This window comes from Citrobacter sp. Ce129 (genome assembly GCF_030334545.1).
Classification (GTDB): Bacteria; Pseudomonadota; Gammaproteobacteria; order Enterobacterales; family Enterobacteriaceae; genus Citrobacter; species Citrobacter europaeus.
The window spans coordinates 37,537-59,777 of record NZ_JAOWDS010000073.1 but is presented as its reverse complement, the minus strand read 5'-3'; the positions used below and the strand labels follow the sequence as shown (position 1 = coordinate 59,777).

The 22,241-nt window shown below is 53.7% G+C and carries 27 protein-coding genes and 1 riboswitch; of the genes, 15 read left to right on the top strand and 12 right to left on the bottom strand.

Annotation, left to right across the window (positions count from 1 at the left end; translation table 11 throughout):
* Positions 1-5 precede the first annotated feature (5 nt).
* Genes OGV77_RS20005 through pduA form a run of 12 tightly spaced genes read right to left on the bottom strand, consistent with a single transcriptional unit; the run spans position 6 to position 8,370 of the window.
* The gene (locus OGV77_RS20005; RefSeq protein WP_043016830.1) at positions 6-281 is read right to left on the bottom strand and encodes a EutN/CcmL family microcompartment protein; all 276 of its coding nucleotides are present in this window, start codon (positions 279-281) and stop codon (positions 6-8) included.
* A 3-nt stretch (positions 282-284) separates the two neighbouring features.
* On the bottom strand, positions 285-776 hold the full coding sequence (pduM, locus tag OGV77_RS20000; protein ID WP_087051372.1) for a microcompartment protein PduM: 492 nt from the start codon (positions 774-776) through the stop codon (positions 285-287).
* The gene (locus OGV77_RS19995) at positions 773-1,405 is read right to left on the bottom strand and encodes a phosphate propanoyltransferase (protein ID WP_043016828.1); all 633 of its coding nucleotides are present in this window, start codon (positions 1,403-1,405) and stop codon (positions 773-775) included. Before OGV77_RS19995 ends, pduM begins: the two co-directional genes overlap by 4 nt.
* Positions 1,405-1,869, bottom strand: coding sequence for a BMC domain-containing protein (locus OGV77_RS19990; RefSeq protein WP_087051373.1), 465 nt, complete (start codon positions 1,867-1,869; stop codon positions 1,405-1,407). Before OGV77_RS19990 ends, OGV77_RS19995 begins: the two co-directional genes overlap by 1 nt.
* Positions 1,870-1,892: 23 nt before the next feature.
* The gene (gene pduJ, locus OGV77_RS19985) at positions 1,893-2,168 is read right to left on the bottom strand and encodes a propanediol utilization microcompartment protein PduJ (protein ID WP_001057752.1); all 276 of its coding nucleotides are present in this window, start codon (positions 2,166-2,168) and stop codon (positions 1,893-1,895) included.
* Between the two features lie 19 nt (positions 2,169-2,187).
* Positions 2,188-2,538 carry a glycerol dehydratase reactivase beta/small subunit family protein gene (locus OGV77_RS19980; RefSeq protein WP_043016826.1) on the bottom strand — a complete coding sequence of 117 codons (351 nt, stop codon included), beginning with the start codon at positions 2,536-2,538 and terminating at the stop codon, positions 2,188-2,190.
* Positions 2,528-4,360 (bottom strand): diol dehydratase reactivase subunit alpha, encoded by a 1,833-nt coding sequence (locus OGV77_RS19975; protein WP_087051374.1) that lies wholly within the window; start codon positions 4,358-4,360, stop codon positions 2,528-2,530. Before OGV77_RS19975 ends, OGV77_RS19980 begins: the two co-directional genes overlap by 11 nt.
* A 15-nt stretch (positions 4,361-4,375) precedes the next feature.
* Positions 4,376-4,894 (bottom strand): propanediol dehydratase small subunit PduE, encoded by a 519-nt coding sequence (gene pduE / locus OGV77_RS19970; protein ID WP_087051375.1) that lies wholly within the window; start codon positions 4,892-4,894, stop codon positions 4,376-4,378.
* Positions 4,895-4,908: 14 nt separating this feature from the next.
* On the bottom strand, positions 4,909-5,583 hold the full coding sequence (gene pduD, locus OGV77_RS19965) for a propanediol dehydratase medium subunit PduD (RefSeq protein ID WP_043016823.1): 675 nt from the start codon (positions 5,581-5,583) through the stop codon (positions 4,909-4,911).
* A gap of 10 nt (positions 5,584-5,593) precedes the next feature.
* Positions 5,594-7,258 carry a propanediol dehydratase large subunit PduC gene (gene pduC / locus OGV77_RS19960; RefSeq protein WP_003030249.1) on the bottom strand — a complete coding sequence of 555 codons (1,665 nt, stop codon included), beginning with the start codon at positions 7,256-7,258 and terminating at the stop codon, positions 5,594-5,596.
* Between the two features lie 18 nt (positions 7,259-7,276).
* Entirely contained in the window at positions 7,277-8,089 is an 813-nt protein-coding gene (pduB, locus tag OGV77_RS19955) for a propanediol utilization microcompartment protein PduB (RefSeq protein ID WP_003834129.1), read from the bottom strand.
* Positions 8,089-8,370 carry a propanediol utilization microcompartment protein PduA gene (gene pduA / locus OGV77_RS19950; RefSeq protein ID WP_003030255.1) on the bottom strand — a complete coding sequence of 94 codons (282 nt, stop codon included), beginning with the start codon at positions 8,368-8,370 and terminating at the stop codon, positions 8,089-8,091. The genes pduB and pduA overlap by 1 nt, the downstream gene beginning before the upstream one ends.
* A gap of 524 nt (positions 8,371-8,894) precedes the next feature.
* On the opposite strand from pduA, the gene pduF reads away from it, so the two are divergent.
* From pduF to cbiM, 15 genes are all read left to right on the top strand, one after another.
* Positions 8,895-9,704: a propanediol diffusion facilitator PduF gene (gene pduF, locus OGV77_RS19945; protein ID WP_043016822.1), complete on the top strand. Its 810-nt coding sequence runs from the start codon at positions 8,895-8,897 to the stop codon at positions 9,702-9,704.
* A gap of 201 nt (positions 9,705-9,905) precedes the next feature.
* Positions 9,906-10,817: a transcriptional regulator PocR gene (gene pocR / locus OGV77_RS19940; RefSeq protein WP_043016821.1), complete on the top strand. Its 912-nt coding sequence runs from the start codon at positions 9,906-9,908 to the stop codon at positions 10,815-10,817.
* Between the two features lie 332 nt (positions 10,818-11,149).
* Positions 11,150-11,324, top strand: a riboswitch (cobalamin riboswitch).
* 88 nt (positions 11,325-11,412) lie between these two features.
* A complete protein-coding gene (locus tag OGV77_RS19935; protein WP_087051376.1) occupies positions 11,413-12,792 on the top strand; it encodes a cobyrinic acid a,c-diamide synthase CobB in 1,380 nt (459 codons plus the stop codon).
* Positions 12,789-13,748: an adenosylcobinamide-phosphate synthase CbiB gene (gene cbiB, locus OGV77_RS19930; RefSeq protein ID WP_087051377.1), complete on the top strand. Its 960-nt coding sequence runs from the start codon at positions 12,789-12,791 to the stop codon at positions 13,746-13,748. The genes OGV77_RS19935 and cbiB overlap by 4 nt, the downstream gene beginning before the upstream one ends.
* A gap of 10 nt (positions 13,749-13,758) precedes the next feature.
* A complete protein-coding gene (locus OGV77_RS19925; RefSeq protein WP_043016818.1) occupies positions 13,759-14,391 on the top strand; it encodes a cobalt-precorrin-8 methylmutase in 633 nt (210 codons plus the stop codon).
* A complete protein-coding gene (gene cbiD / locus OGV77_RS19920; protein WP_043016817.1) occupies positions 14,388-15,524 on the top strand; it encodes a cobalt-precorrin-5B (C(1))-methyltransferase CbiD in 1,137 nt (378 codons plus the stop codon). Before OGV77_RS19925 ends, cbiD begins: the two co-directional genes overlap by 4 nt.
* Positions 15,518-16,123, top strand: a complete 606-nt coding sequence (locus OGV77_RS19915; RefSeq protein ID WP_043016816.1) for a cobalt-precorrin-7 (C(5))-methyltransferase — start codon at positions 15,518-15,520, stop codon at positions 16,121-16,123. Before cbiD ends, OGV77_RS19915 begins: the two co-directional genes overlap by 7 nt.
* Positions 16,113-16,682 carry a decarboxylating cobalt-precorrin-6B (C(15))-methyltransferase gene (locus OGV77_RS19910; RefSeq protein ID WP_043016815.1) on the top strand — a complete coding sequence of 190 codons (570 nt, stop codon included), beginning with the start codon at positions 16,113-16,115 and terminating at the stop codon, positions 16,680-16,682. The genes OGV77_RS19915 and OGV77_RS19910 overlap by 11 nt, the downstream gene beginning before the upstream one ends.
* On the top strand, positions 16,675-17,448 hold the full coding sequence (locus OGV77_RS19905; protein ID WP_003030275.1) for a cobalt-precorrin-4 methyltransferase: 774 nt from the start codon (positions 16,675-16,677) through the stop codon (positions 17,446-17,448). The genes OGV77_RS19910 and OGV77_RS19905 overlap by 8 nt, the downstream gene beginning before the upstream one ends.
* Positions 17,429-18,484, top strand: coding sequence for a cobalt-precorrin 5A hydrolase (cbiG, locus tag OGV77_RS19900; protein WP_075145992.1), 1,056 nt, complete (start codon positions 17,429-17,431; stop codon positions 18,482-18,484). The genes OGV77_RS19905 and cbiG overlap by 20 nt, the downstream gene beginning before the upstream one ends.
* Complete coding sequence (locus OGV77_RS19895; protein WP_003030278.1) at positions 18,484-19,209, top strand: precorrin-3B C(17)-methyltransferase; 726 nt, start codon at positions 18,484-18,486, stop codon at positions 19,207-19,209. The genes cbiG and OGV77_RS19895 overlap by 1 nt, the downstream gene beginning before the upstream one ends.
* Positions 19,206-19,991, top strand: a complete 786-nt coding sequence (locus OGV77_RS19890; protein WP_087051378.1) for a cobalt-precorrin-6A reductase — start codon at positions 19,206-19,208, stop codon at positions 19,989-19,991. Before OGV77_RS19895 ends, OGV77_RS19890 begins: the two co-directional genes overlap by 4 nt.
* A 10-nt stretch (positions 19,992-20,001) precedes the next feature.
* Positions 20,002-20,796 (top strand): sirohydrochlorin cobaltochelatase, encoded by a 795-nt coding sequence (gene cbiK / locus OGV77_RS19885; protein ID WP_043016811.1) that lies wholly within the window; start codon positions 20,002-20,004, stop codon positions 20,794-20,796.
* Entirely contained in the window at positions 20,793-21,506 is a 714-nt protein-coding gene (locus OGV77_RS19880; RefSeq protein ID WP_047410268.1) for a cobalt-factor II C(20)-methyltransferase, read from the top strand. The genes cbiK and OGV77_RS19880 overlap by 4 nt, the downstream gene beginning before the upstream one ends.
* Positions 21,503-22,240, top strand: coding sequence for a cobalt ECF transporter S component CbiM (cbiM, locus tag OGV77_RS19875; RefSeq protein WP_043016809.1), 738 nt, complete (start codon positions 21,503-21,505; stop codon positions 22,238-22,240). Before OGV77_RS19880 ends, cbiM begins: the two co-directional genes overlap by 4 nt.
* The last annotated feature ends 1 nt before the right edge of the window (position 22,241 follow it).

Sequence of the window (22,241 nt, the reverse complement as noted above, 5' to 3'; positions counted from 1 at the left end):
TCCTCCTAACGAGAAAGCGTGTCGACAATGCCGACGATAGCCAGGTCGATGGCCTCATTAGGGCCAGAAAAAACGTGTCTGGCGCTGGAGCCGCTGCTGAGCAATACCAGTTCGCCGGTACCCGCGCCGACGGAATCAACGGCGACTTCATCTCCGCTTAGCGGGGATGCGGGAAGCTCTCCGTCAGCACTCACCCGACGAACCAGCAGCAGTTTCTTCCCCACCAGCGATGGAGATTTTTGCGTGGAAACCACAACGCCTGTAACCCGTGCCAGATGCATAGTTCACTCCTGCTTAATTAATTGAACATTTCGCGTACTGACCGCTTCCTGAGCCAGGGCCGTCACGACACATCGGCGGCGTAGCACCAGTACGCCACCTTTCAATTGGGCAACGTCGGCATAGCTGAGAAGTTTGTCAGGATGCAAAAAAATGATTCGCCCCAGCTCGTCACTGAACTCCAGCGGCAGACGCGCGAGTTTTTTCACGGGGATCGCGGGTAACAATCGATGATGTAGTGAAATTTTCACGCGGACTCCGCATGCCAGCGCCTCGTGAATGGTTACCACCGGCGCATTGGCTGAGCAATCCTCGGCAATTTGCTGCAACAATGGCAGGTCGACCTGCAGGAGGTGGATCGCCGAGTACTGGCAGCATACTTTCCGTGAATCGAGTTCCCGTAACTGCGCGACGCTAAGAGTGAGCGTGCTTTCCGCGCGTTTTTTTAATCGGGAAACAACCTCCTCGATAATGCGTTGCAGCAGTTCGTTGTTCATCGTGGGCTCACCAGTGTGGCAAATGCCTGCGGATTATCAGCACCTGCAGCATTGGCTTCGTCTGTATCGATATGCATCTCAAGGCGCATATCCGGCGAAACGCGTACGGCGACGTTATCGAAAATCAGTCGACGTTCATCGCCATTAATGGCGACCGAGACTTTATCGCCATGGGATACGCGCAGGATCAGGGCATCGAGAGGCGACATATGGATATGCCGTTGGGCGACAATTACCCCGGATGCTAAGTCCAGCTCAGCAAATGGGCTGACGAGGCGAACGCCAGGCGTGCCCTTGATATTGCCTGACATCCGCAACGGAGCAGCAATTCCCAGCGTGCGGGCGTCGGTACGGGAAATCTCGACCTGACTGGTGCTACGCAGTGGGCCGAGTAAACGCACATTTTTTAACTGGCCTTTTGGCCCCACCAGCGTGACGGTTTGCTCTGCTGCATATTGTCCGGGCTGCAGCAGCTCTTTTTTCTCACTAATAGGGTGATTGGGAAACAAGCGACCGTAATCTTCAGCGCACAGATGAATATGACGATTAGAGATCCCCAGCGGAATCGGGCGCTCGCGCATTTCATCCAGAACTTTAGCGACCGTTGTTTCCAGTTGCTGTTTATCCATTACGCTTCACCTCGTTTGCCAGAGTGCAGACAAAGAGTGCGCGGCTCGCCCTTTTGACGAGGGCAGGCAGGATCAAGACACAGATTGCAGCTAATCAGCTCGGCATCTTGCGGCGCTTCAGGTGCTGCCGGGTCTACAAGCATCTCTTCATGCGCTACGGCTGGAGTGAGTTCGGGTGTAGGTTCAGACTCCTGGGTAACGCTATGTGACAGGATACCGTCCCCTGGTCTGGATATGACTTTGTGGGCCACCAGTCCGTCACGTTGTTCAGCGAAACTGACACCGGTGGAAATGGCCGCCTGAACGGAGGCCACATCCCCGATTATCTTGATCACCGTCCAGCCTGAGCCGTTGGTTTTTTCGAGGCCCACCAGCGTGATGGAGGCGGCTTTCGCCATGACGTCCGCGCAACTGATGGCTAATGCCAGACCACTAACTTCAAGTAATCCCAGTGATTGCTTCACGCTGTGCTCCTTGGTTTTAACGCTTATGCGGATTTAGGTAAAATGGCTTCAACGTCGCTGTGCGGACGCGGGATAACGTGGCAGGATTTCACCTCACCAACGGCGCTTGCCGCTGCGCTTCCGGCATCTACGGCAGCTTTTACCGCGCCGACATCGCCGCGAACCATAACGGTGATCAGGCCTGAGCCGATTTTTTCGTAACCAACCAACTGCACGTTTGCGGATTTCACCATGGCATCAGCGGCTTCAATAGCGCCGACAAGCCCTTTTGTTTCAACCAGTCCCAGTGCGTTATTCATACTGCTTTTCTCCTGTGGGTTATGAGTGGCATTCCCGGAACGGAATGCCTTTAACCAGCCGCGCAGCGTTATTACCAATACTGCGACGAGCGTGGTTATCTTGTTGATACGTCAGCGTAAAAAGTGGCGCTGATGTGGGTAAGTTTTTGTAGTGCACGACCAGTTTTTCGCGACTGCAGCCAATGCCAACCAGCAATGGCGATTGGCAGGCAGCCAGCCATGCGTTGTGGATAACGTCAGTTGATTGGCTCTCCTGGATGACAAAGGGGATCCCTTCTTCTTCAATACCCAGCAGCACGTCACTCCAGACGTCAGCGCAGCCAGCAGTGGTGAAGATCACAATGGCGGGCGTGGTGAGATTACTTTCCATGAGCGAACGCCTTGTACCAGGAGAGAATCAGCCCGGTCGCAACCGCATTGCGTGGACCTTCGGTGCCACGAATGTTGCCGCGCCCGGCAACCAGGCGATAATGTGCCAGCGCATCGGTGACCAGCTGTGGAACTTCGAAGTCCAGCGATGAGCCGCCAACCAGTACCACAAAGGGAATATCCCGAATGTTCCCGGTCGGACTCACCTGACGTAGCGCTCTGAGCGCGTTGGTAACGAAAACGCGTTCTTTCGCACTGCGGCGGATGGCCCGTACTTTCTCCAGCGCCAGTTCGCCTGGCAGTGGCACCAGTTCATCGGGTTTTACTACACACACGCGGGCAAAAACCGTTGGTGGGAGAGGCGTGGGGAAGAACTGGACGCTGCCATCTTCGTGGCGAAGATGGAATAAGCTTTCGACTTTTGCCAGCGGATACTTTTTGATCTCTTCAGCGAGATAACGGTCATCCAGCCCCAGTTCACGGGCAATGATCATCGTGACCATATCGCCCGCGCCCGCCAGGTGTGTGGCAATAATTTCGCCTTTCGGGTTGATGATGGAGGCGTCAGTCGATCCCGCGCCGAGATCCAGAATGGCCAGCGGGCGCGTCGTGCCTGGGGTGGTTAAGGCTCCCAGAATGGCCGCTTCGGCTTCGGCGCCGCCAACCTGGACATCAATGTTGAGCTTTTGCGTGATTTCCTGGGCAATCATCGCCATTTGCAGGCGGTCTGATTTCACCATGGAGGCAATGCCGACGGCCTGTTCAAGGGAGAACTCACCGGCCAGGCCACCTGTCACGCTGACGGGAACCGAGGTATCGACCGCCAGCAGATCCTGAATAAAAATTTCGTGGCTGGGTTTGTTGGTTAATTCAGCCATTGTCTGGCGCACATGCTCCAGCATGCCGCCAATATTGGTGCCAGCCTCTCCGGTGACGTTATCCAGTTTCGGGCATTCACCGACCGCTTTCATAATCGCTTCAGCGCCAGCTGCAACGTCGACACGTACAGTACGACCTTGCGACTGTAGCTCCAGATTTCCGGCGGGAATAGCTCGTGCTTTCACATCGCCTGACGGTGTTTTCACCACCACGGCAGAGCGGTTGCCGATCAGCGCCCGCGCCATCGGGACAATGTTTTTAGTCTCCTCGGCATTGAGGCCAAAGACGGTTGCAATCCCGTAGGGGTTAGAAAGCGTTTCAATAACCTTTCCTGGGACCGCGACCTCAATGGCAGCCAGCATACCCAGAGGGATGCGGTCGATATGAAGGACTTCATCGACGATGGGCAGAGGCTGAGTCAGACGATTACTAACCAGAACGCCATCGTCCTGCTGCAAAATTACGCCAGTCAACTGATATCCGGCACGGACGGAAGCATTAATCATCGTGGCGACATCGGCGAAATCAAATGCCGATGACACCACCAGAATGTAGGGGGTATCCGCCGGGCGACTGAGCAGGTCTTCCGGCGTAATCGTGATGCCTACGCCTAACCCGACGCCGCCCGGCGTTTTGGGGTTATGGCCGATCATGGTGGATTCAGTGATGATGGTTTCGGTTATCGTTTCCATCGCCACGTCGCCAATGACCGGGGTGGCTTCGTTAATACGGATGAGCGAAATATCGCTGACATTGATACCGGCGTTTTTTGCCGCCAGCGTAAGCGCCTCCTGGATGCCAAACACATTACGTAATGTGCCCTTAATCCCGGTGGTTTCTGCCAGGGCGCTGCCGGTGATGCTCAGCGCGCCAGACTCATCCAGGGTTGCCAGAGCGACTTCCGTTGATGAGTTGCCTATGTCAATGCCAGCTATATATCGCATGATCCTGTCCCTGAGTTAGTCGTCGCCTTTGAGTTTTTTACGCTCAACGTACAGCGCTGCCGCTTCACGAACGAAAGCTGCACAGATCTTGGCCTGATAACGATTTTCGAGATCGTCGGCGATGGCCACCAGCTCATCTTTCGTTGAGCGGTACGGGCGCAGCGCATTGTAGATCTCAAGAATGCGATCGTCAGGAACAGCAGTTAGCTCAGCGGCGCGCTCGAAGTTCATCGCCAGCCTGTCACGTCCGGCATCTTTGGCGATTTCTGCCTGCAGGCGCAGCGTTTCAGGGGTGATGCGCATGTCCTGCGCCGTCACCTTGTTGCTCAGAACATTTTCAAGCGTGAAATCATCCAGAGTTTTGTTGGTTGCTGTTTTTACCCACTCAGGATGTTTATTCGCGAGAGGGTAATCCGTGACTTTCGCGGTATGTGTTGATGAGCTCGCCGCAGCAGGCGTTACGGACTCGCCTTGCAGGCTGTTCATCCGGCTCAGCACATCCCGAACCATCGATTCAATTGCATCGGTATTCATGGAGGTATCCTTTATTAAAGCGCCACGCGCAGTTCCTGCGGGTTTTTGCCCGTCACGACGTATTTAGTCTCTTTTATGTGCAGAATGGCCGATTTCGCCTGGTACTTAGGACGAGCCATCTGATCATTCAGAGTAGGGACGGGCTGCGGAGATTCACGCTTGGCATAACGCGCGGCGTTTTTACCGATCTGGCGATAGGTTTCCAGCGTCAGAAGCGGTGCCTGAGGGAACAGCTCCAGGTTTGAAAGCGGCGGTAACCCCTGCTGGTGGATAACCGTGGTGCCTTTTGACTGGATGCCGATAGAGATCCCGGAACCGCTCAGACGGTTACCCTCAACGGCGACAAACGCCACATCGGAGGATTTAAAGCAGCGTATAACACGCGCTTTAATACCTTCTTCTTCAATACCGGCAATCACTTCTCGCAAGATATTCTTATGCGGGATCCCTACGATATTGACGGTTTGCGACAGTCCAAACGCCGGACCTACGGCAATTATCACTTCGTCCTGCTGCTGGCCTTGTTTGGCTTCGCCAATCTCGGTCAGAAAGCTGTCTCCTTGTTCCGCAGCAGCCTGTGGTGCGCTAGCCGTTGTCGATGCGCGGAATGAGACAGGTTTGTCGCTGGTTTGCATTTCAGACAGTACGTCTTCAATTATCTGGCGCAGCAGCTTTTCATTGATTTCCATTTTTCACCCCTTAGCCAAGTTCGTTGGGATCAAGTGCGCCAGGGATGTTTTTGATCTCTTCCCAGCGTTCGCCTTGCAGGCGATAACCTGTTGCCGGACCGGCATAGTCGTTGACGTCATTTACTGCGGATAGCACCTGTCCGTCGCCAACGATAATGGCGGAGGTATGCAGATAATCCCCGGTTAACTTGGCTTTCTGGATGTTGAGCATGTCCTGAGCGACATCGGTAAACCCGCCCTGAGCAAGGGCTTTCACCACTTCCAGACCGTTACGGTTTTTATTGATGATCTCTTGCGCAAACTTGATGTCTTCAACGATGTTTCGTTCAGGCATATCTTTCGAACCGTGGGCGTAGGTCGCAGCTTCCACTTCTTCATCAGTGATTGGCGGTAATCCCATTCCGGCAAAGACGGCCTGTAGTGCGCGCGCCGCTTTATTACGAATGGCGATAACGTCTTCTTCACGAACCGGTCGCAGACCCCCATCTACCTTGAGGTCACGCTGGAGAACGTTGTAGTCGTCAAAATCTTCGGCATCCTCGTTCGAACCCGCAAACATGTTGTCGTAGTTCGGTACCGCGGAATAACCGGAAGAGATGAAGTCAGTACCCGGCAGGAACTGCATCAACAGGCGGGCAGTACGACGCATATCCGAGTGGGTAAAGGTTTGGTCGTTGCTGGAAGCACATTCCAGATCCAGAGAAGAGCAGATCAGGTTTTCAGCAAGCACAGCACGAATGCCTGATGGCACCGCGGAAGGCACGCCGATGCAGCTTACTGAACCATTTTGTAAACCCTGTACGCCAGCGGCTTTGGTGATGTAAATACAGCGGGCTTCCAGATAAAGCATCGATTTGCCTTCGGCGTAACCCATCTGAACTTCTGAGCCTGAGCCGGAGGTAAAGCGCATCTTCAGGCCACGTGAGGCGTAGGAAGAGGCGAGGAAGCCTTTCGACCATGGTGTATCGTCGCCGTCGGTAAAGACGGGTTCAGTACCATAGACGGAGATGGTTTCCGCGTAGCAGGTGTGGCCTAGCATGCCGAGTTTAAGTTCAGTTGCTTCTTCCAGCGAGCACTGGGTTAATACGCCAGGGCGTCCAACCTGTGAGCCGACTAACAGCGCAATGGCGTTAAATGGCGCATAACGCGCAACGGCAACGGTTGTTTCCTGTTCGTCAAACCCGCGCCATGCGCCTTCAGCAGCATCAGCGGCAATCTGCACCGGGTTATCTTTAACGTTAGTAACGTGCGCCTGTTGAGATGGTGTACGACGCGCACGCATTTTCTGCATGGCCATCATCATCTCAACGACGTTCATATGGGACACCACTTCGACAATTTTTGCCGGCGTCATTGCGGTGGTCAGCGGCACAATGTCTTTGCGCTTCACGTTAGGGTCGCAAAGCATATTGGCAAGTTTTACCGAGTCCATCGCCATGACTTCTTCAGCGCGTGCCAGGTTAATGCCATAGCGGGCAATAAAATGGTCAATCAAGTCAAATTCACTGGCGGATTTACCGTCCAGTTCAGTGACTGTACCGTTGACGATTTTAATCGACGGCTTGGGGTCGTTCGGGCTTTCCATCGCAATGAAGCCTTCTTCGATCCACTCCTTAACGAAGCCATCCTGATTCACAGGGCGCTTCGCCAGTGCTTCAAATCTTTTCGATCTCATGAATCAGCCTCACTGATATCAGATGTAGGACGGACGATCGTTTTTCGGTTCTGAGCCGAGGGTCCCGAGAACGGTTTTACCGATTTCACGGGCGGAGATAACGGCCTGGCGAACAGCGCCGGAATCACCTGAAATGACCAGGATGGCTTCGTTACTGAAGCTGGTTCCATGGGCTGGGGAGCTGTAGGCCACAACTTCCACATTGGCGGATTTCAGCGCGGTATCAGCCATCAGGACACCAACGGATGCTGGCGCGCCGACGATAACGCCACAGGCACGGCCAATCGGTGCGCCAAAGGCTTTTTCAAGTGCGTAGCTGGCGCGTGCGGTGTACTGCATTTCGATGTGACCGGCTTCGTTGGCATAAACATCGCCAAAGGTGCGATCCAGCTCTTTCAGCGCAACTTCAATGCCGCGTTTCACGTCGGAAACATCGTTGCCGCCGAGAATAATCAGCGAACCGTGACCTGCGCCGCCTTTGGTATCACGTGGTAACTCAATACTGACGACTTCAGTATTTGTTGCTTTTACCGCTTCATCGGCGGCCATGATGTGAGGACCCGCACCAGTACGTGCGCCGAGGATGCCAATGGAGCGATACCGTTTTTCAAGTTTCATCGCGTCCAGGAGGGCACTGTCTACGTTGGCGATTACCAGACCGACGGTGTCGCCAATCGCAGTACCGACAAACTCCGTTAAACTGCAGCTTTTCTCTGCCATAGCCGTTTCTCGTGTTGGAGGATTATTTTCAGGGATAGCCTGCTGTTCCGGCGTTGCCACACGAGCAATCACCTGCGCCATGATCTGTTCAACCAGCTCATTGCTGCTCATTAGCTAATTCCCTTCGGTAAGATTTTTTCTACATCGGTATGAGGGCGTGGGATGACGTGTACGGCTTTCACTTCTCCCACGTTACGGGCTGCGGCGGCACCTGCATCTGTTGCTGCTTTGACTGCGCCGACATCGCCGCGGACAATAACTGTTACCAGCCCCGAACCAATTTTTTCGTAGCCGACCAGCATTACATTGGCTGACTTCACCATTGCATCTGCGGCCTCTATGGCTGCAGTCAAGCCTTTGGTTTCTACCATTCCTAACGCTTCTTGTTGCATAAAGACCTCGCCTGGGTTGTCCCGATTTTCATGACTATAAAAAGAAGCGAGGAAAAAGAATGGCTGAGTTGAAAGTAAGAGTGAAAAAATAGTGAGGATACGGTGATATAAAATTGCTGTGTTTTATTGTATGTGGTTGTTTTATATTGTTATTTTAATTTTTTATGATGTGATTATTTGGTTATGTCAATTCCATATTTACACTTTTCTAAGTGACAGTTTAAATATCATTTGCTATGCGGAAAAATGAAATTGTGATGATGGTTTGAAAACGGAATTCTGCTATTAGCAATATTTTATTATTTTGAAAATGTGCTTTTAATAGGGTGAGTCCTCGTTTTATCACCTGTTTTAATAAAGGTGATAGCAAGAATTTGCTATCGCAGCACGATTTTAAAAATCATACCACTCGCAGATTGCCAACAATTTGCCGACATGCCTTTTTATAGTAAGCCTTGAAGTATTCTACTTGCCAGCAAGGAGTCCGCTGGTAAAGACACGAACTCTGCTTAGAAGGTGTCACAATGAACGATTCACTAAAAGCACAATGCATTGCTGAGTTTTTGGGTACCGGGCTGTTTTTATTTTTTGGTATTGGATGCCTGAGTGCCCTGAAAGTCGCGGGTGCCAGCCTGGGATTGTGGGAAATCTGCATCATATGGGGACTGGGGATCTCGCTTGCAGTCTATCTGACTGCCGGGATATCTGGCGCGCATCTCAACCCTGCTATCACTATTGCTCTGTGGCTGTTTGCCTGTTTTCCGGGGCGTAAAGTTTTACCTTACTCCGTGGCACAGGTTGCGGGTGCCTTCGGTGGCGCACTGCTGGGTTATTTGCTCTACGGCAGTCTGTTTACCGAGTATGAATCGGCCCACCAGATGGTGCGCGGTAGTCTGGAAAGCCTGCAACTTGCCAGCATTTTTAGTACGTATCCTGCAGCGGCGCTCAGCGTATGGCAGGCCGCGTTAGTCGAAGTGGTGATTACCTCCATTCTTATGGGAATGATCATGGCGCTGACTGATGATGGTAACGGTGTTCCTAAAGGTCCGTTGGCGCCATTGCTGATTGGTATTCTGGTCGCTGTTATCGGCGCATCCACCGGTCCGCTTACCGGATTTGCAATGAATCCGGCGCGTGATTTTGGTCCTAAATTGTTTGCCTGGATGGCCGGATGGGGAGATGTTGCGATGACAGGTGGACGTGATATTCCTTATTTTATCGTGCCGATTGTCGCCCCTATCATCGGTGCTTGCGCGGGCGCAGCAATTTATCGTTATTTTATTGGCAAAAATTTACCGTGTAATACGTGTAAGCTGGAGGAAAATGAGAGCTAGCTTCACAGAAGAAGTTTATTTTTGAAAGGTAAAAACTGTTTTCGTGATCCGGTTTCCTGAACCGCTGAAAAAGTCTCCCAACAATGGGAGACTTTTGTTATGTTCAATGATGACTTTCATCATTGCTCAGGATGGCAGGATGAAAATGAATGTGAATAATATGTTTTGTTTATAACAATAAATTAACTGAGAGGTTTTATCATGATTTCTGCGAGTGCCCTGAACTCAGAACTCATTAATAAAATCGCACAGGATTTTGCGCAGGCCACCAGTCTGGCCGTTGTGGTTGTCAATATTCACGGTGATGAAATTTCTGAGCTTTTTAATTTCACCCCATTTTGCCAGTTGATGCGCCAGCATCCGCAGCACAGTACCCGCTGTCGTATGAGCGATCGCTGTGGGGGACTGGAAGCTTCGAAATCCGATCAACCCTGCATCTATCGCTGTCACGCCGGGCTTACCGATTTCTCAATTCCGCTGGTCATTGCGGGGCACCTGGTAGGGTTTGTGCTTTGTGGACAAGTCCGCTTGAGTAATGATGTCGGTCTGGTTGATATTCTGAATGTAGATGACCGCTGGCAAGCGGATCCCGAGCTGGTCAGTGAATTTCGTAATGTACCGGAGATGGACTATTCGCGAGTCATCGCTTCTGCGGATCTTCTCAAACTCATTGTAGAAAATTGTCTTAAGAAACAACTTAATTTTGTTGTTATCAAGGATAATCCGCAGCAGTCAGAGCCGGTTCGTGCGAACCGCAGTACCAACCCTCACGACAGTAAAATGAAAAAAGCTCTGCGCTATATTGATGCGCATTTATCAGACGAATTGCGTCTGGAGGATGTTGCCTCTCATGTTTTCCTGAGTCCTTACTATTTCAGTAAATTGTTCAAAAAATATCAGGGTATCGGTTTTAACGCATGGGTAAACCAGCAGAGAATGGCCAGTGCCAAAGAGTTGCTTTGTCACAGTGACTGGAGTATTGCCAGCATTGCGCGTAATTTGGGCTTCTCGCAAACCAGTTATTTTTGCAAGGTTTTCCGTCAAACGTATCAGGTTACGCCGCAGGCATTTCGCCAGCAAATTAATGTCATTTCACGTAGTGAATCCGCCTAAATAGCAATATTTTGCTATTGCCGATTTTTGATATAGGGCGCTATGTCAGTCATTATAAAATGAAAAGTAACGACACCAGTCAATAAATTGTCATAGCGCAACAAATTAATGGTATCAGAGGGATAAACTGCACCAGTTTTTATTTTTGTGATGAGATACAGTGTCTGTGTGAATGACTTTCTTTATTCTTTACTGACGCTTTCATTCAAAGTTTGAACATATGAATAAGTGGGTTTAGGCCAGATAATTGGCTGAATGAACCCGGAAAGATATTAAATTGAATTATTGTCATGAGGTTGTGAATTTACCTCATAACAGAGAGCTTAATTAACCAGGCTCTTGAACTGACAGGTTTGCCACATTTGTGGTAGGGAAGGGGGTGAGAATCCCCCGCAGCCCCCGCTGCTGTGATGCTGACGACCCCGTATGGACCACTGATCGCAAGATTGGGAAGGACGGGTGAGGATGACGCTAAGCCAGAAGACCTGCCTGTCAGTGACTACCAACAACTTCGGTGGGAAGTGGGTGGTTCAGATGCATACAGTCGAGAGACTGGGTATCTCTACACCCCTACCACCCTGAACAGGATCAGGGTATGGCGGCCAATTTTCACGCATTTGTTCTTGCAGGTACCGGAAGCGGCTGTGGTAAAACCACGGTGACGCTGGGCTTGTTGAGCTTGTTGAAAAAACGCGGTTTACGCGTCCAGCCTTGCAAAGTGGGTCCTGATTACCTTGATACCGGCTGGCATACAGCGGTATGCGGTACTGCTTCGCGCAATCTTGATAGCTTCATGCTTCCCGTCCCCACGTTGAACGCTCTATTTTGCGAGCAAATGCAACATGCGGAAATCGCGGTGATTGAAGGTGTTATGGGGCTGTATGACGGTTATGGCACCGACCCAAATTACTGCAGCACCGCCGCGATGGCCAAACAGTTAGGCTGCCCGGTTATCTTACTGGTTGATGGCAAAGCCGTTTCCACCTCGATCGCCGCGACGGTAATGGGATTTCAACATTTTGATCCAACCCTGAACATCGCCGGCGTCATTGTTAACCGGGTCAACAGCGAATCGCATTACCAGCTCCTGAAAGTGGCGATTGAGCGCTATTGCGATGTCCCCGTATTGGGCTATGTTCCCCGAATGGAAGGCGTTGCGCTTCCTGAACGGCATCTGGGTTTGGTTACCGCACGCGAGTCGGTTATTAACCAGCAGCCGTGGCAGGAGTTTGCCGCGACGCTGGAGCAAACTCTTGATATCGATGCGCTGCTGAAATTAAGCCAGTTAACCAACCTTCCCACTGGTGAATGGCCAGCGCTGCCTGCCGCAGACGCCGGGGCAGGGCTAACGCTTGCCATCGCCGATGACGAAGCGTTCAACTTCTACTACCCGGATAACATCACGCTCCTTGCGCGCACAGGGCTTAAGATTGTCCGTTTTAGCCCGTTGCACGACACCAGCTTACCCGATTGTCAGATGGTCTGGTTAGGTGGCGGATATCCTGAGTTACATGCTGCGACGCTGGCCCGCAATGTTTCGATGCTTAGCCAACTGCGGGCAGCGCATCAGCGGGGTGTCGCGATTTATGCCGAGTGCGGGGGATTGATGTATCTCGGTAGTTCGCTGGAGGATAGCCACGGCGATACCTGGCTGATGGCGGATATCATTCCCGGTCACAGCAAAATGGGGAAACGACTGACCCGATTTGGCTACTGTGAAGCGCAGGCCACACAGCAAACATTGTTAGCCGCAGAAGGCGAAGTGCTGCGCGGACATGAATTCCATTACTCCGATTTTACCCCTGAAACGCCGGCGGTGATGAACTGTCGCAAAGTGCGCGATGGCAAAACGCTGCAAGCCTGGTCTGGCGGCTGGCAGGTCGGAAACACCTTCGCCAGCTATCTACACGTTCATTTTGCTCAACGTCCGCAGATGCTCAACCATTGGCTGGCAGCCGCGAGGAGTGCGCTATGACGATCCTCGCGTGGTGTGTTGCCTGGCTGCTTGATTATATCATCGGCGATCCGCAGAACTGGCCACATCCGGTGCGCTGGATTGGCAATCTGGTTTCTGCGGTGCAGCGAGTTGTTCGGCGTTACTGCCATAGCGACCGCGCGCTACGTATCGGCGGCGCGGTGATGTGGATTGTGGTGGTCGGTCTGACCTGGATAGTGTCCTGGGGAGTGCTGGCGCTGGCGCAATCTATTCATCCCTGGCTTGGTTGGGTGGTGGAGGTTTGGATGATCTTTACCGTGCTGGCCGGGCGCTGTCTGGCAAACGCGGCGCAGGATGTCGAACGTCCGCTACGTGCCGGTAATCTTGCCGCAAGTCGTGAAAAATTGTCATGGATTGTGGGACGCGATACCTCGCAATTACAACCTCAGCAGATCAATCGCGGCGTAGTAGAAACCGTGGCTGAAAACACTGTCGACGGCATCATCGCGCCGCTGTTTTTCCTCTTTCTCGGCGGTGCGCCTCTGGCGATGGCCTACAAAGCGGTAAACACCCTTGACTCCATGGTGGGCTACAAACATGAGAAATACCGCGCTATCGGTATGGTCAGCGCCCGCCTGGACGATGTCGCAAATTATATCCCTGCGAGGCTGAGCTGGCTGCTGCTGGGCGCAGCGGCGTTTTTATGCCGCCAGGATGGCGCGCGTGCGTTGCAGATTGGCTGGCGCGATCGCTACAACCACAGCAGCCCAAACTGTGCGTGGTCAGAAGCATCCGTTGCCGGCGCATTAGGAATTCGGCTGGGTGGTCCAAATGACTACTTTGGCGAGCGCGTTGAGAAACCGTGGATCGGTGATGCACAACGTGACATTTCGGTAGACGACATTTCCCATACGATTCGATTGATGTGGGTGGCATCGACGCTGGCACTGGCGCTGTTTATTGCGCTGCGATGCCTGCTGGTCGGTGTAGCCTGAGGACAACACAATGCAATATATCCAGCAACCCCAGGCGATTGAGGCCAAAAGTTTCGACATTATTGGCGAGATCATCCGTGAAACCCGTCCGGACTATCAGTTTGCCAGTCCGTTACATGAAGCCATTATCAAGCGGGTCATTCACACGACGGCGGATTTCGACTGGCTGGACATTCTGTGGTTTTCCAGTGATGTGCTGGAGCAGTTTTGTGCGGCGCTTAACCGTTCGAGCGTGATTTATACCGACACCACGATGGCGCTTTCCGGGATCAATAAAACGCTGTTGGCAAAATTCGGCGGTGAATGCCGCTGCTACATCAGCGACCCGCGCGTCGTACGTACGGCAAAAGAGCAGGGTATTACCCGGTCCATGGCGGCAGTCGACATTGCGGTGAAGGAAGAAGGGGAAAAGCTGTTTGTCTTTGGCAACGCGCCGACAGCGCTGTTCCGCCTGCTAGAGCATGATGTAGCCGTCAGCGGTGTGGTTGGTGTACCGGTCGGGTTCGTTGGTGCAGAAGAGTCGAAAGATGCCCTGACCCAAAGCAATTTGCCCGCCATTGCAGCGCTAGGTCGCAAAGGAGGAAGTAACGTCGCTGCCGCTATCGTCAACGCCATGCTTTATCACATGCAGGGGGCGCGATGAGCGAGGCCTTCGATACGCCGGTTTGGCACAACGGTAAAGCGTTGCGTAAGGGATATACCACGGGATCGTGCGCGACGGCGGCTGCAAAAGTGGCAGCGCTGATGGTACTGCGCCAACACCTGATCCATCAGGTTTCCATTGTCACGCCTTCCGGTGTGACGCTGTGCCTGAACGTGGAGTCGCCGCATATCGAAGGACAGCAGGCGATAGCGGCCATCCGCAAAGACGGTGGCGATGATGTGGACGCCACCCACGGCATGCTGATTTTTGCCCGCGTGACGTTAAACGATAGTAAAGAGATAACCCTTCAGGGCGGGGAAGGCGTTGGCACGGTAACCCGCAAAGGGATCGGCCTGCCGGTGGGGAGTTCGGCGATTAACCGCACACCTCGCCAGACCATTGAGTCTGCGGTACGTGAGGCGATTGGGCCGAATCGTGGAGCGCAGATTGAAATCTTCGCGCCGGAAGGTGAAGAGCGGGCGCAAAAAACCTACAACTCCCGCCTTGGTATTCTGGGCGGCATTTCGATTATCGGCACTACGGGGATCGTCACGCCGATGTCGGAAGAGAGCTGGAAACGTTCACTGTCGCTGGAGCTGGAAATTAAGCGAGCGGCGGGGCTGGAGCGTGTCGTACTGGTGCCTGGAAACCACGGCGAGCGTTTTGTGCGCGAACAGATGGGGATCGACACTCAGGTGGTGGTCACCATGAGCAACTTTGTTGGCTACATGATTGAAGAAGCCGTACGTCTTGGATTCCGGCAAATCGTACTGGTGGGACACCCAGGCAAGCTCGTCAAAATTGCGGCGGGGATCTTCCATACCCACAGCCATATTGCCGATGCCCGCATGGAAACGCTGGTGGCCCACCTCGCATTACTTGGCGCGCCGCTGGAACTGCTGACGCTGGTCAGCGACTGCGATACCACCGAGGCGGCGATGGAACACATCGAAGCATACGGTTTTCAGCACATTTATAACCATCTGGCTAAGCGCATCTGTATGCGCGTCCTGCAAACGCTGCGCTTTACCAAAAATCCCCCGACCTGCGACGCCATCATGTTTTCTTTTGATAATCAGGTGCTTGGCAGTAATCGCCCGGTTGCAGAAATTGCTGAGGAGATGCAATGTTAACCGTTGTAGGGATGGGGCCCGCCGGTTTGCATTTAATGACGCCTGCGGCGCGTGAAGCGGTCGCAGAGGCTGATGTTCTGGTCGGTGGAAAGCGGCATTTGCAGCAATTCCCGGATTTTACCGGTGAACAGTTTGCTCTTGGCGCCAATATCCCGGAACTCCTGAATTGGATCAGCGCGCACCAGGAACAACACATTGTGGTGCTGGCGTCTGGCGATCCGCTGTTTTACGGCATCGGGACGCGCATGGTGGGCCATTTCGGTATTGAAAATGTACGCATTATTCCCGGCATTAGCGCGGTGCAGTACCTGTGCGCGCAGTCCGGTATTGATATGAACGATATGTGGCTGACCAGTAGCCATGGTCGTAGCGTCTGTTTTGATGAACTGGCGCGACATAACAAGGTGGCGATGGTGACAGATACGCTGTGCGGCCCACGGGAAATTGCACAACAGCTTATCGCACGAGGCAAGGGACATCGCTGGATGGTGATTGGCGAAAACCTGGCGATGGTAAACGAACGGATCCATTTCCTGCCTGTGAGTGAAGTTAACGCCGACTATGACATGAATGCAGTGGTGATCCTCGATGAAAGATGAGCTGTTTCTACGTGGAGAGAAAGTGCCGATGACCAAAGAAGCGGTACGCGCACTTGCCCTCTCAAAACTTGAATTACACCGCGCCAGTCACCTGATTGATATTGGTGCCGGAACCGGCAGCGTGTCGATAGAAGCCGCTTTGCAATATCCTGGATTGCGCGTGACGGCAATCGAGCGTAACCCGGCGGCGCTCAGATTGCTGGATGAAAACCGCCAGCATTTTGCCTGTGCAAACATCGACATTTTTCCTGGCGTTGCGCCAATGACCATCGCGGAAAAAGCCGATGCCATTTTTATGGGCGGCAGCGGCGGCCATTTGACCGAACTGATTGACTGGTCAATGCGTCAATTACATCCCGCCGGGCGGCTGGTGATGACGTTCATCCTCCAGGAAAACCTCAACACAGCACTGGCGCATCTGGACCATCTTGGCGTACAGGGAGTGGATTGCCTGCAGTTACAGGTTTCCTCGCTTGCCACGCTTGGCAGTGGTCACTATTTCAAACCGAATAACCCCGTATTTGTTATCGCCTGTCAGAAGGAAGGAAACCATGTCTGAGATTTTTGATCCCCGTAGCGTGTGGTTTGTTGGCGCAGGTCCTGGCGATCGCGAGCTGATTACCCTCAAAGGTTACCGGTTGCTACAGCAGGCGCAGGTTGTTATCTACGCCGGATCGCTGATTAACACGGAACTACTGGAATATTGCCCTGCCGGCGCTGAATGTCACGACAGCGCTGAACTGCATCTGGAACAGATCCTCGACCTGATGGAAGCCGGAGTGAAAGCGGGTAAGACCGTTGTCCGCCTGCAAACCGGCGATGTTTCGCTGTACGGTTCCGTGCGCGAGCAGGGCGAGGAGTTGACCAAACGCGGGATCGACTGGCAGGTGGTGCCTGGCGTTAGCGCATTCCTTGGCGCGGCGGCGGAGCTGGGCGTTGAGTATACCGTGCCTGAGGTTTCGCAGAGCCTGATCATTACTCGCCTTGAAGGACGCACGCCGGTACCGGAACGTGAACAGTTGGAGTCTTTTGCCAGTCACCAGACATCTATGGCGATTTATCTGTCCGTCCAGCGTATTCATCGGGTAGCGGAGCGTTTGATTGAAGGCGGTTATCCGGCGACCACGCCAGTAGCGGTGATCTACAAGGCCACCTGGCCAGAAAGCCAGACCGTGCGCGGTACCCTGGCGGATATTGGCGACAAGGTTCGCGATGCGGGCATCCGTAAAACGGCCCTTATTCTGGTCGGTAATTTCCTGGGCTCGGAGTATCACTACTCCAAACTCTATGCGGCGGACTTTAGCCATGAATACCGTAAAGCCTGAATCTATTGCGCTTTTTTGCCTGACCCCCGGCGGCGTTGTGCTGGCGAAACGTCTGGCGGCCATGCTGCCGGTCACCTGTTTTACCAGTGAAAAGCTGCTGGAAGAGGGGTTTATTCCTTTCGAAAACGGCTTTGCGAATACCGCCCGCGAAGCGTTTGCGAATTACTCGGCGCTGATTTTTATCGGGGCGACCGGCATTGCGGTCCGCGTGTTGGCCCCGCTGGTCAACGACAAATTTTGCGATCCGGCTGTGGTGGTCATTGATGAACGTGCCCAGCATGTCATCAGCCTGCTCTCCGGTCACGCAGGGGGCGCGAATGCGCTGGCGCGTTATCTGGCGGGCATGTTGGGCGCAGACCCGGTTATCACTACGGCGACGGATGTGAACGATATGGCGGCACTGGATACGCTGGCATTTCAACTGAATGCCCGGATGAGTGATTTCCGTTCGGCGGTCAAGATCGTTAATCAGATGCTGGTCAGCAATAAGCGAGTTGGGCTGTGGTGGGATGACGAACTGACGCAGGATGTCAGCCATTGTGATCGGCGCGGTTTTATCACGGTCACCGATCTCAACCAGCTACCTGAACTGGATGCTCTGGTGTGTATCACCTTACGCACCAATTTACCCGATCTGCCTGTTCCGCACTGGAAGCTGGTGCCGCAGCGTGTGGTGGCCGGAATTGGTTGTCGTCGTGACACGCCGTTCCCACTTCTGGCCGCGCTGCTAGCCCGCCAACTTGAAGCCCAGCAGCTCGACCCGCTGGCGCTAAAAGCGATTGGCAGTATCACGCTGAAAAAAGATGAACAGGGACTTATCCAACTGGCTTCGTGCTGTCGCGTTCCTTTCGAAACCTTTACCGCTGACGCGCTGCGTGAGCATGAGCACCGTTTTCCGGCCTCATCGTTTGTGCGCAAAACGGTGGGTACAGGAAGCGTTTCTGGTCCTGCAGCCTGGCTGTTGAGCCACGGAAAACTGTTAGGCGAGACCCTGCGAGAACAGGGCGTCACTATCACTTTGGGAGTTTCACACTGATGTTAAGCGTAATTGGAATTGGCCCTGGCTCGCAGGCAATGATGACCATGGAAGCCGTTGAAGCATTGCAGGCAGCGGAAATCATCGTTGGCTATAAAACCTACACCCATCTGGTAAAAGCGTTCACTGGCGACAAGCAGGTGATCAAAACCGGGATGTGCAAAGAGATTGAACGCTGCCAGGCGGCTATCGAGCTGGCGCAGGCGGGCCACAATGTGGCGCTGATCAGCAGCGGTGACGCGGGGATTTACGGTATGGCTGGGCTGGTGCTCGAACTGGTCAGCAAGCAAAAGCTGGACGTTGAGGTCAGGTTAATCCCTGGCATGACCGCCAGTATTGCCGCCGCCTCTTTGCTTGGCGCGCCGCTGATGCACGACTTCTGCCACATCAGCTTAAGCGATCTGTTAACGCCGTGGCCGGTCATCGAAAAACGTATCGTTGCCGCCGGCGAAGCAGACTTTGTTATCTGTTTCTACAACCCGCGCAGTCGGGGACGCGAAGGTCATCTGGCGCGTGCATTTGAACTGCTGTCTGCCAGCAAAAGCGCGCAAACGCCGGTCGGTATTGTGAAGTCAGCCGGCCGTAAAAAGCAGGAGAAATGGTTGACCACTCTTGGCGAAATGGACTTTGAGCCGGTTGATATGACCAGTCTTGTGATCGTTGGCAACAAAACCACCTATGTTCAGGACGGCCTGATGATCACGCCAAGAGGTTATGTGCTGTGAATTATGGTGATGTGCTGGTCATGGGTGGTACCAGCGATGCGCGCATGCTGTGCCAGCAACTGGATGCGGCAAACGTGGCTTACACCCTGTCGGTTGCAACCCCAACGGGGAAACAGCTGGCGGGAGATATTAAAGGCCAGGTGCGCTGCGGACGTCTGGAACGTGAACAAATGATTGCCTGGCTGCAGGAAAATCAGACGCGCTGGGTGATCGACGCCTCGCATCCGTATGCCGAGGTGGTGAGCCGCAACATCATGAGCGCTTGCGAAGCCGCGGGCGTATTGCTGAGCCGCTATCAGCGTCCTGAGCAGTTGAGCGGTTTAACCCACCCGCAGTTGTATACCGTACAGAGTATTCAGCAAGCGTGCGAGGTGGTTCGACGCTTCGGCGATCGCGTGCTGCTGACGACCGGCAGTAAAGATCTGGCTATTTGGCGCGAAGGGTTGCCTGAAAAAACGCTGCTGGCGCGCGTGCTGCCTGTACCTGAAGTCATTCAGCAATGCGCGGATCTTGGGTTTGGTGTCGGTGAAATATTCGCATTGTGCGGGCCGTTTAGCGCCGAGTTCAACGCTGCGTTTTATCGCCAGTGTCAGGCTGATGTGGTGATCACCAAAGCATCAGGCGCGGAAGGTGGTTATCAGGAAAAAGTTCAACCCTGTCTGGATGCCGGTATCCCCTGCATCGTGATTACACGTCCGGCACCGTTGGTGACGGGAGATGAGTTACTGGAAAGTCAGGCCGCCTTTGGGGCGCGTTTAACGCGCTGGCTGGCCGCTGCTTAAGGAGTTAGAGATGAAAAAGGCGCTTCTGGTGGTCAGCTTTGGCACCAGCTACCACGACACCTGTGAGAAAAATATTGTGGCCTGTGAGCGCGATCTCGCAGCCAGTTGCCCTGACCGCGACCTGTTCCGGGCGTTTACCTCCGGGATGATAATCCGCAAGCTCAAGCAGCGTGACGGCATTGAAATCGACACGCCGCTGCAGGCGCTGCAAAAACTGGCGGAGCAGGGATATCAGGATGTGGCTATTCAGTCGTTGCATATTATCAACGGCGACGAATACGAAAAAATTGTCCGCGAAGTGCAAAGTATGCGCCCGCTTTTTTCTCGCCTGACGCTGGGTGTACCGCTGCTGAGCAGCCATGAAGATTACGCCCAGCTGATGCTGGCGCTGCAACAGCAAATGCCGGCGCTTGGCGAAAATGAAAAAGTGGTCTTTATGGGACACGGCGCCAGCCATCATGCCTTTGCCGCCTATGCCTGCCTCGATCACATGATGACGGCGCAGCGTTATCCGGCGCGGGTTGGGGCGGTAGAAAGCTATCCGGAAGTCGATGTGCTGATTGAAAGTTTGTCCCAGGAAGGAGTGACGGCGGTACATCTGATGCCGCTGATGCTAGTTGCTGGCGATCATGCCATCAATGATATGGCCTCCGACGAAGATGATTCGTGGAAAACATTGTTTAACGCGGCCGGGATACCGGCAACGCCGTGGCTCAGTGGCCTGGGTGAGAATCCAGCGGTGCGTGCGATGTTTGTGGCGCATTTACAGCAGGCGCTTAATGTTGCGCTGGAGGAAGCGGCATGAGCGGAAAACTGTACGCATTAAGCACCGGGCCAGGTGCTTCCGATCTTATTACCGTGCGGGCCGCACGCACGCTGGGCACGCTGGACATTCTCTATGCGCCTGCCGGGCGGAAAGGTGGCGACAGCCTGGCGTTGTCGATCGTGCGGGAGTATATCGGCGAGCAGACCGAAGTTCGCTGCTGCCATTTTCCTATGAGTGCCGACAGCGCTGAAAAAGAGGCCGTATGGGATGACGTTGCTGCCGCGTTAGTACAGGAAGTTGAAGCCGGTAAGCAGGTGGGCTTTATCACTCTCGGCGACGCCATGCTGTTCAGCACCTGGGTCTTTTTACTCCAGCGTATAGGCTGTCCTGATTGGTTAGAAATTGTCCCGGGCGTGACCTCTTTCGCTGCGATTGCCGCGCGTTCCAAAACGCCGCTCGCCATGGAGCAACAGTCTCTGGCAGTGGTCTCCTGTACCGCGCCGGAAGCGGAAATCCAGCAGGCATTAAAGCAACATGACAGTCTGGTGCTGATGAAAGTATACGGTCGTTTTGCGCGCATCAAAGCACTGCTGCAACAAGAGGGATTGTTAGATTGCGCATTGATGATGTCTGAAGCCACGCTGCCGGGTGAGCAGTGCTGGCGTCATCTCGATGAGGTGAGCGACGATCAGCCGCTGCCTTATTTCTCGACCATTCTGGTCAATAAACAGTGGGAGTATGCACAATGAAGCTTGAACAACAGCTAAAACAGCTGTCTTTCAGCGGGTTGGCTGCGGCGCTATTACTGATGATTGTTCCTGAACAAGCGTTCGCCATGCACATAATGGAAGGTTTCTTGCCGCCGATGTGGGCGCTGGCCTGGTGGCTGCTATTTTTGCCCTGTCTGTGGTACGGGCTGGTGCGTCTGCGCCAAATCGTACAGGAAGATAGTCACCAAAAAGTGTTACTGGCTTTGTGCGGCGCGTTTATTTTTGTGCTGTCGGCGCTGAAAATTCCTTCCGTTACCGGAAGTTGTTCACACCCTACCGGCGTAGGTCTGGCGGTTATCCTGTTTGGACCGGGCGTGGTGGCAATCCTTGGGGCAATTGTTCTGCTGTTCCAGGCACTGCTGCTGGCGCACGGTGGTTTGACGACGCTCGGCGCTAACGGTATGTCGATGGCGGTGATCGGCCCGGTTGTGGGCTACATGGTGTGGAAAATGGCCTGCCGTGCGGGGCTGCGTCGTGATGTCTGCGTCTTCCTGTGCGCGATGCTGGCGGATCTCGTCACTTATTTCGTGACCTCGGTGCAACTGGGCGTTGCGTTCCCGGATCCGTCCGCTGGCGCTACCGGCTCAATCATCAAGTTCATGGGAATTTTCTGCCTGACGCAGATCCCTATTGCGATTGCGGAAGGTCTGCTCACCGTAATGATTTATGACCAGTTAACCAAACGGCAGTTGATTACCGCTCAAGGACATTAAC

Coding starts and splice junctions, on each gene's coding strand:
- pduE (WP_087051375.1), bottom strand. CDS start 4,894: ATGAATACCGATGCAATTGAATCGATGGTTCGGGATGTGCTGAGCCGG.
- pduJ (WP_001057752.1), bottom strand. CDS start 2,168: ATGAATAACGCACTGGGACTGGTTGAAACAAAAGGGCTTGTCGGCGCT.
- OGV77_RS19905 (WP_003030275.1), top strand. CDS start 16,675: ATGTCTGAGATTTTTGATCCCCGTAGCGTGTGGTTTGTTGGCGCAGGT.
- OGV77_RS19995 (WP_043016828.1), bottom strand. CDS start 1,405: ATGGATAAACAGCAACTGGAAACAACGGTCGCTAAAGTTCTGGATGAA.
- pduC (WP_003030249.1), bottom strand. CDS start 7,258: ATGAGATCGAAAAGATTTGAAGCACTGGCGAAGCGCCCTGTGAATCAG.
- OGV77_RS20005 (WP_043016830.1), bottom strand. CDS start 281: ATGCATCTGGCACGGGTTACAGGCGTTGTGGTTTCCACGCAAAAATCT.
- OGV77_RS19915 (WP_043016816.1), top strand. CDS start 15,518: ATGTTAACCGTTGTAGGGATGGGGCCCGCCGGTTTGCATTTAATGACG.
- OGV77_RS19925 (WP_043016818.1), top strand. CDS start 13,759: ATGCAATATATCCAGCAACCCCAGGCGATTGAGGCCAAAAGTTTCGAC.
- pduF (WP_043016822.1), top strand. CDS start 8,895: ATGAACGATTCACTAAAAGCACAATGCATTGCTGAGTTTTTGGGTACC.
- cbiG (WP_075145992.1), top strand. CDS start 17,429: ATGAATACCGTAAAGCCTGAATCTATTGCGCTTTTTTGCCTGACCCCC.
- pduA (WP_003030255.1), bottom strand. CDS start 8,370: ATGCAACAAGAAGCGTTAGGAATGGTAGAAACCAAAGGCTTGACTGCA.
- OGV77_RS19935 (WP_087051376.1), top strand. CDS start 11,413: ATGGCGGCCAATTTTCACGCATTTGTTCTTGCAGGTACCGGAAGCGGC.
- pduB (WP_003834129.1), bottom strand. CDS start 8,089: ATGAGCAGCAATGAGCTGGTTGAACAGATCATGGCGCAGGTGATTGCT.
- OGV77_RS19980 (WP_043016826.1), bottom strand. CDS start 2,538: ATGGAAAGTAATCTCACCACGCCCGCCATTGTGATCTTCACCACTGCT.
- cbiM (WP_043016809.1), top strand. CDS start 21,503: ATGAAGCTTGAACAACAGCTAAAACAGCTGTCTTTCAGCGGGTTGGCT.
- pduM (WP_087051372.1), bottom strand. CDS start 776: ATGAACAACGAACTGCTGCAACGCATTATCGAGGAGGTTGTTTCCCGA.
- cbiK (WP_043016811.1), top strand. CDS start 20,002: ATGAAAAAGGCGCTTCTGGTGGTCAGCTTTGGCACCAGCTACCACGAC.
- cbiB (WP_087051377.1), top strand. CDS start 12,789: ATGACGATCCTCGCGTGGTGTGTTGCCTGGCTGCTTGATTATATCATC.
- cbiD (WP_043016817.1), top strand. CDS start 14,388: ATGAGCGAGGCCTTCGATACGCCGGTTTGGCACAACGGTAAAGCGTTG.
- OGV77_RS19880 (WP_047410268.1), top strand. CDS start 20,793: ATGAGCGGAAAACTGTACGCATTAAGCACCGGGCCAGGTGCTTCCGAT.
- pocR (WP_043016821.1), top strand. CDS start 9,906: ATGATTTCTGCGAGTGCCCTGAACTCAGAACTCATTAATAAAATCGCA.
- OGV77_RS19975 (WP_087051374.1), bottom strand. CDS start 4,360: ATGCGATATATAGCTGGCATTGACATAGGCAACTCATCAACGGAAGTC.
- pduD (WP_043016823.1), bottom strand. CDS start 5,583: ATGGAAATCAATGAAAAGCTGCTGCGCCAGATAATTGAAGACGTACTG.
- OGV77_RS19910 (WP_043016815.1), top strand. CDS start 16,113: ATGAAAGATGAGCTGTTTCTACGTGGAGAGAAAGTGCCGATGACCAAA.
- OGV77_RS19895 (WP_003030278.1), top strand. CDS start 18,484: ATGTTAAGCGTAATTGGAATTGGCCCTGGCTCGCAGGCAATGATGACC.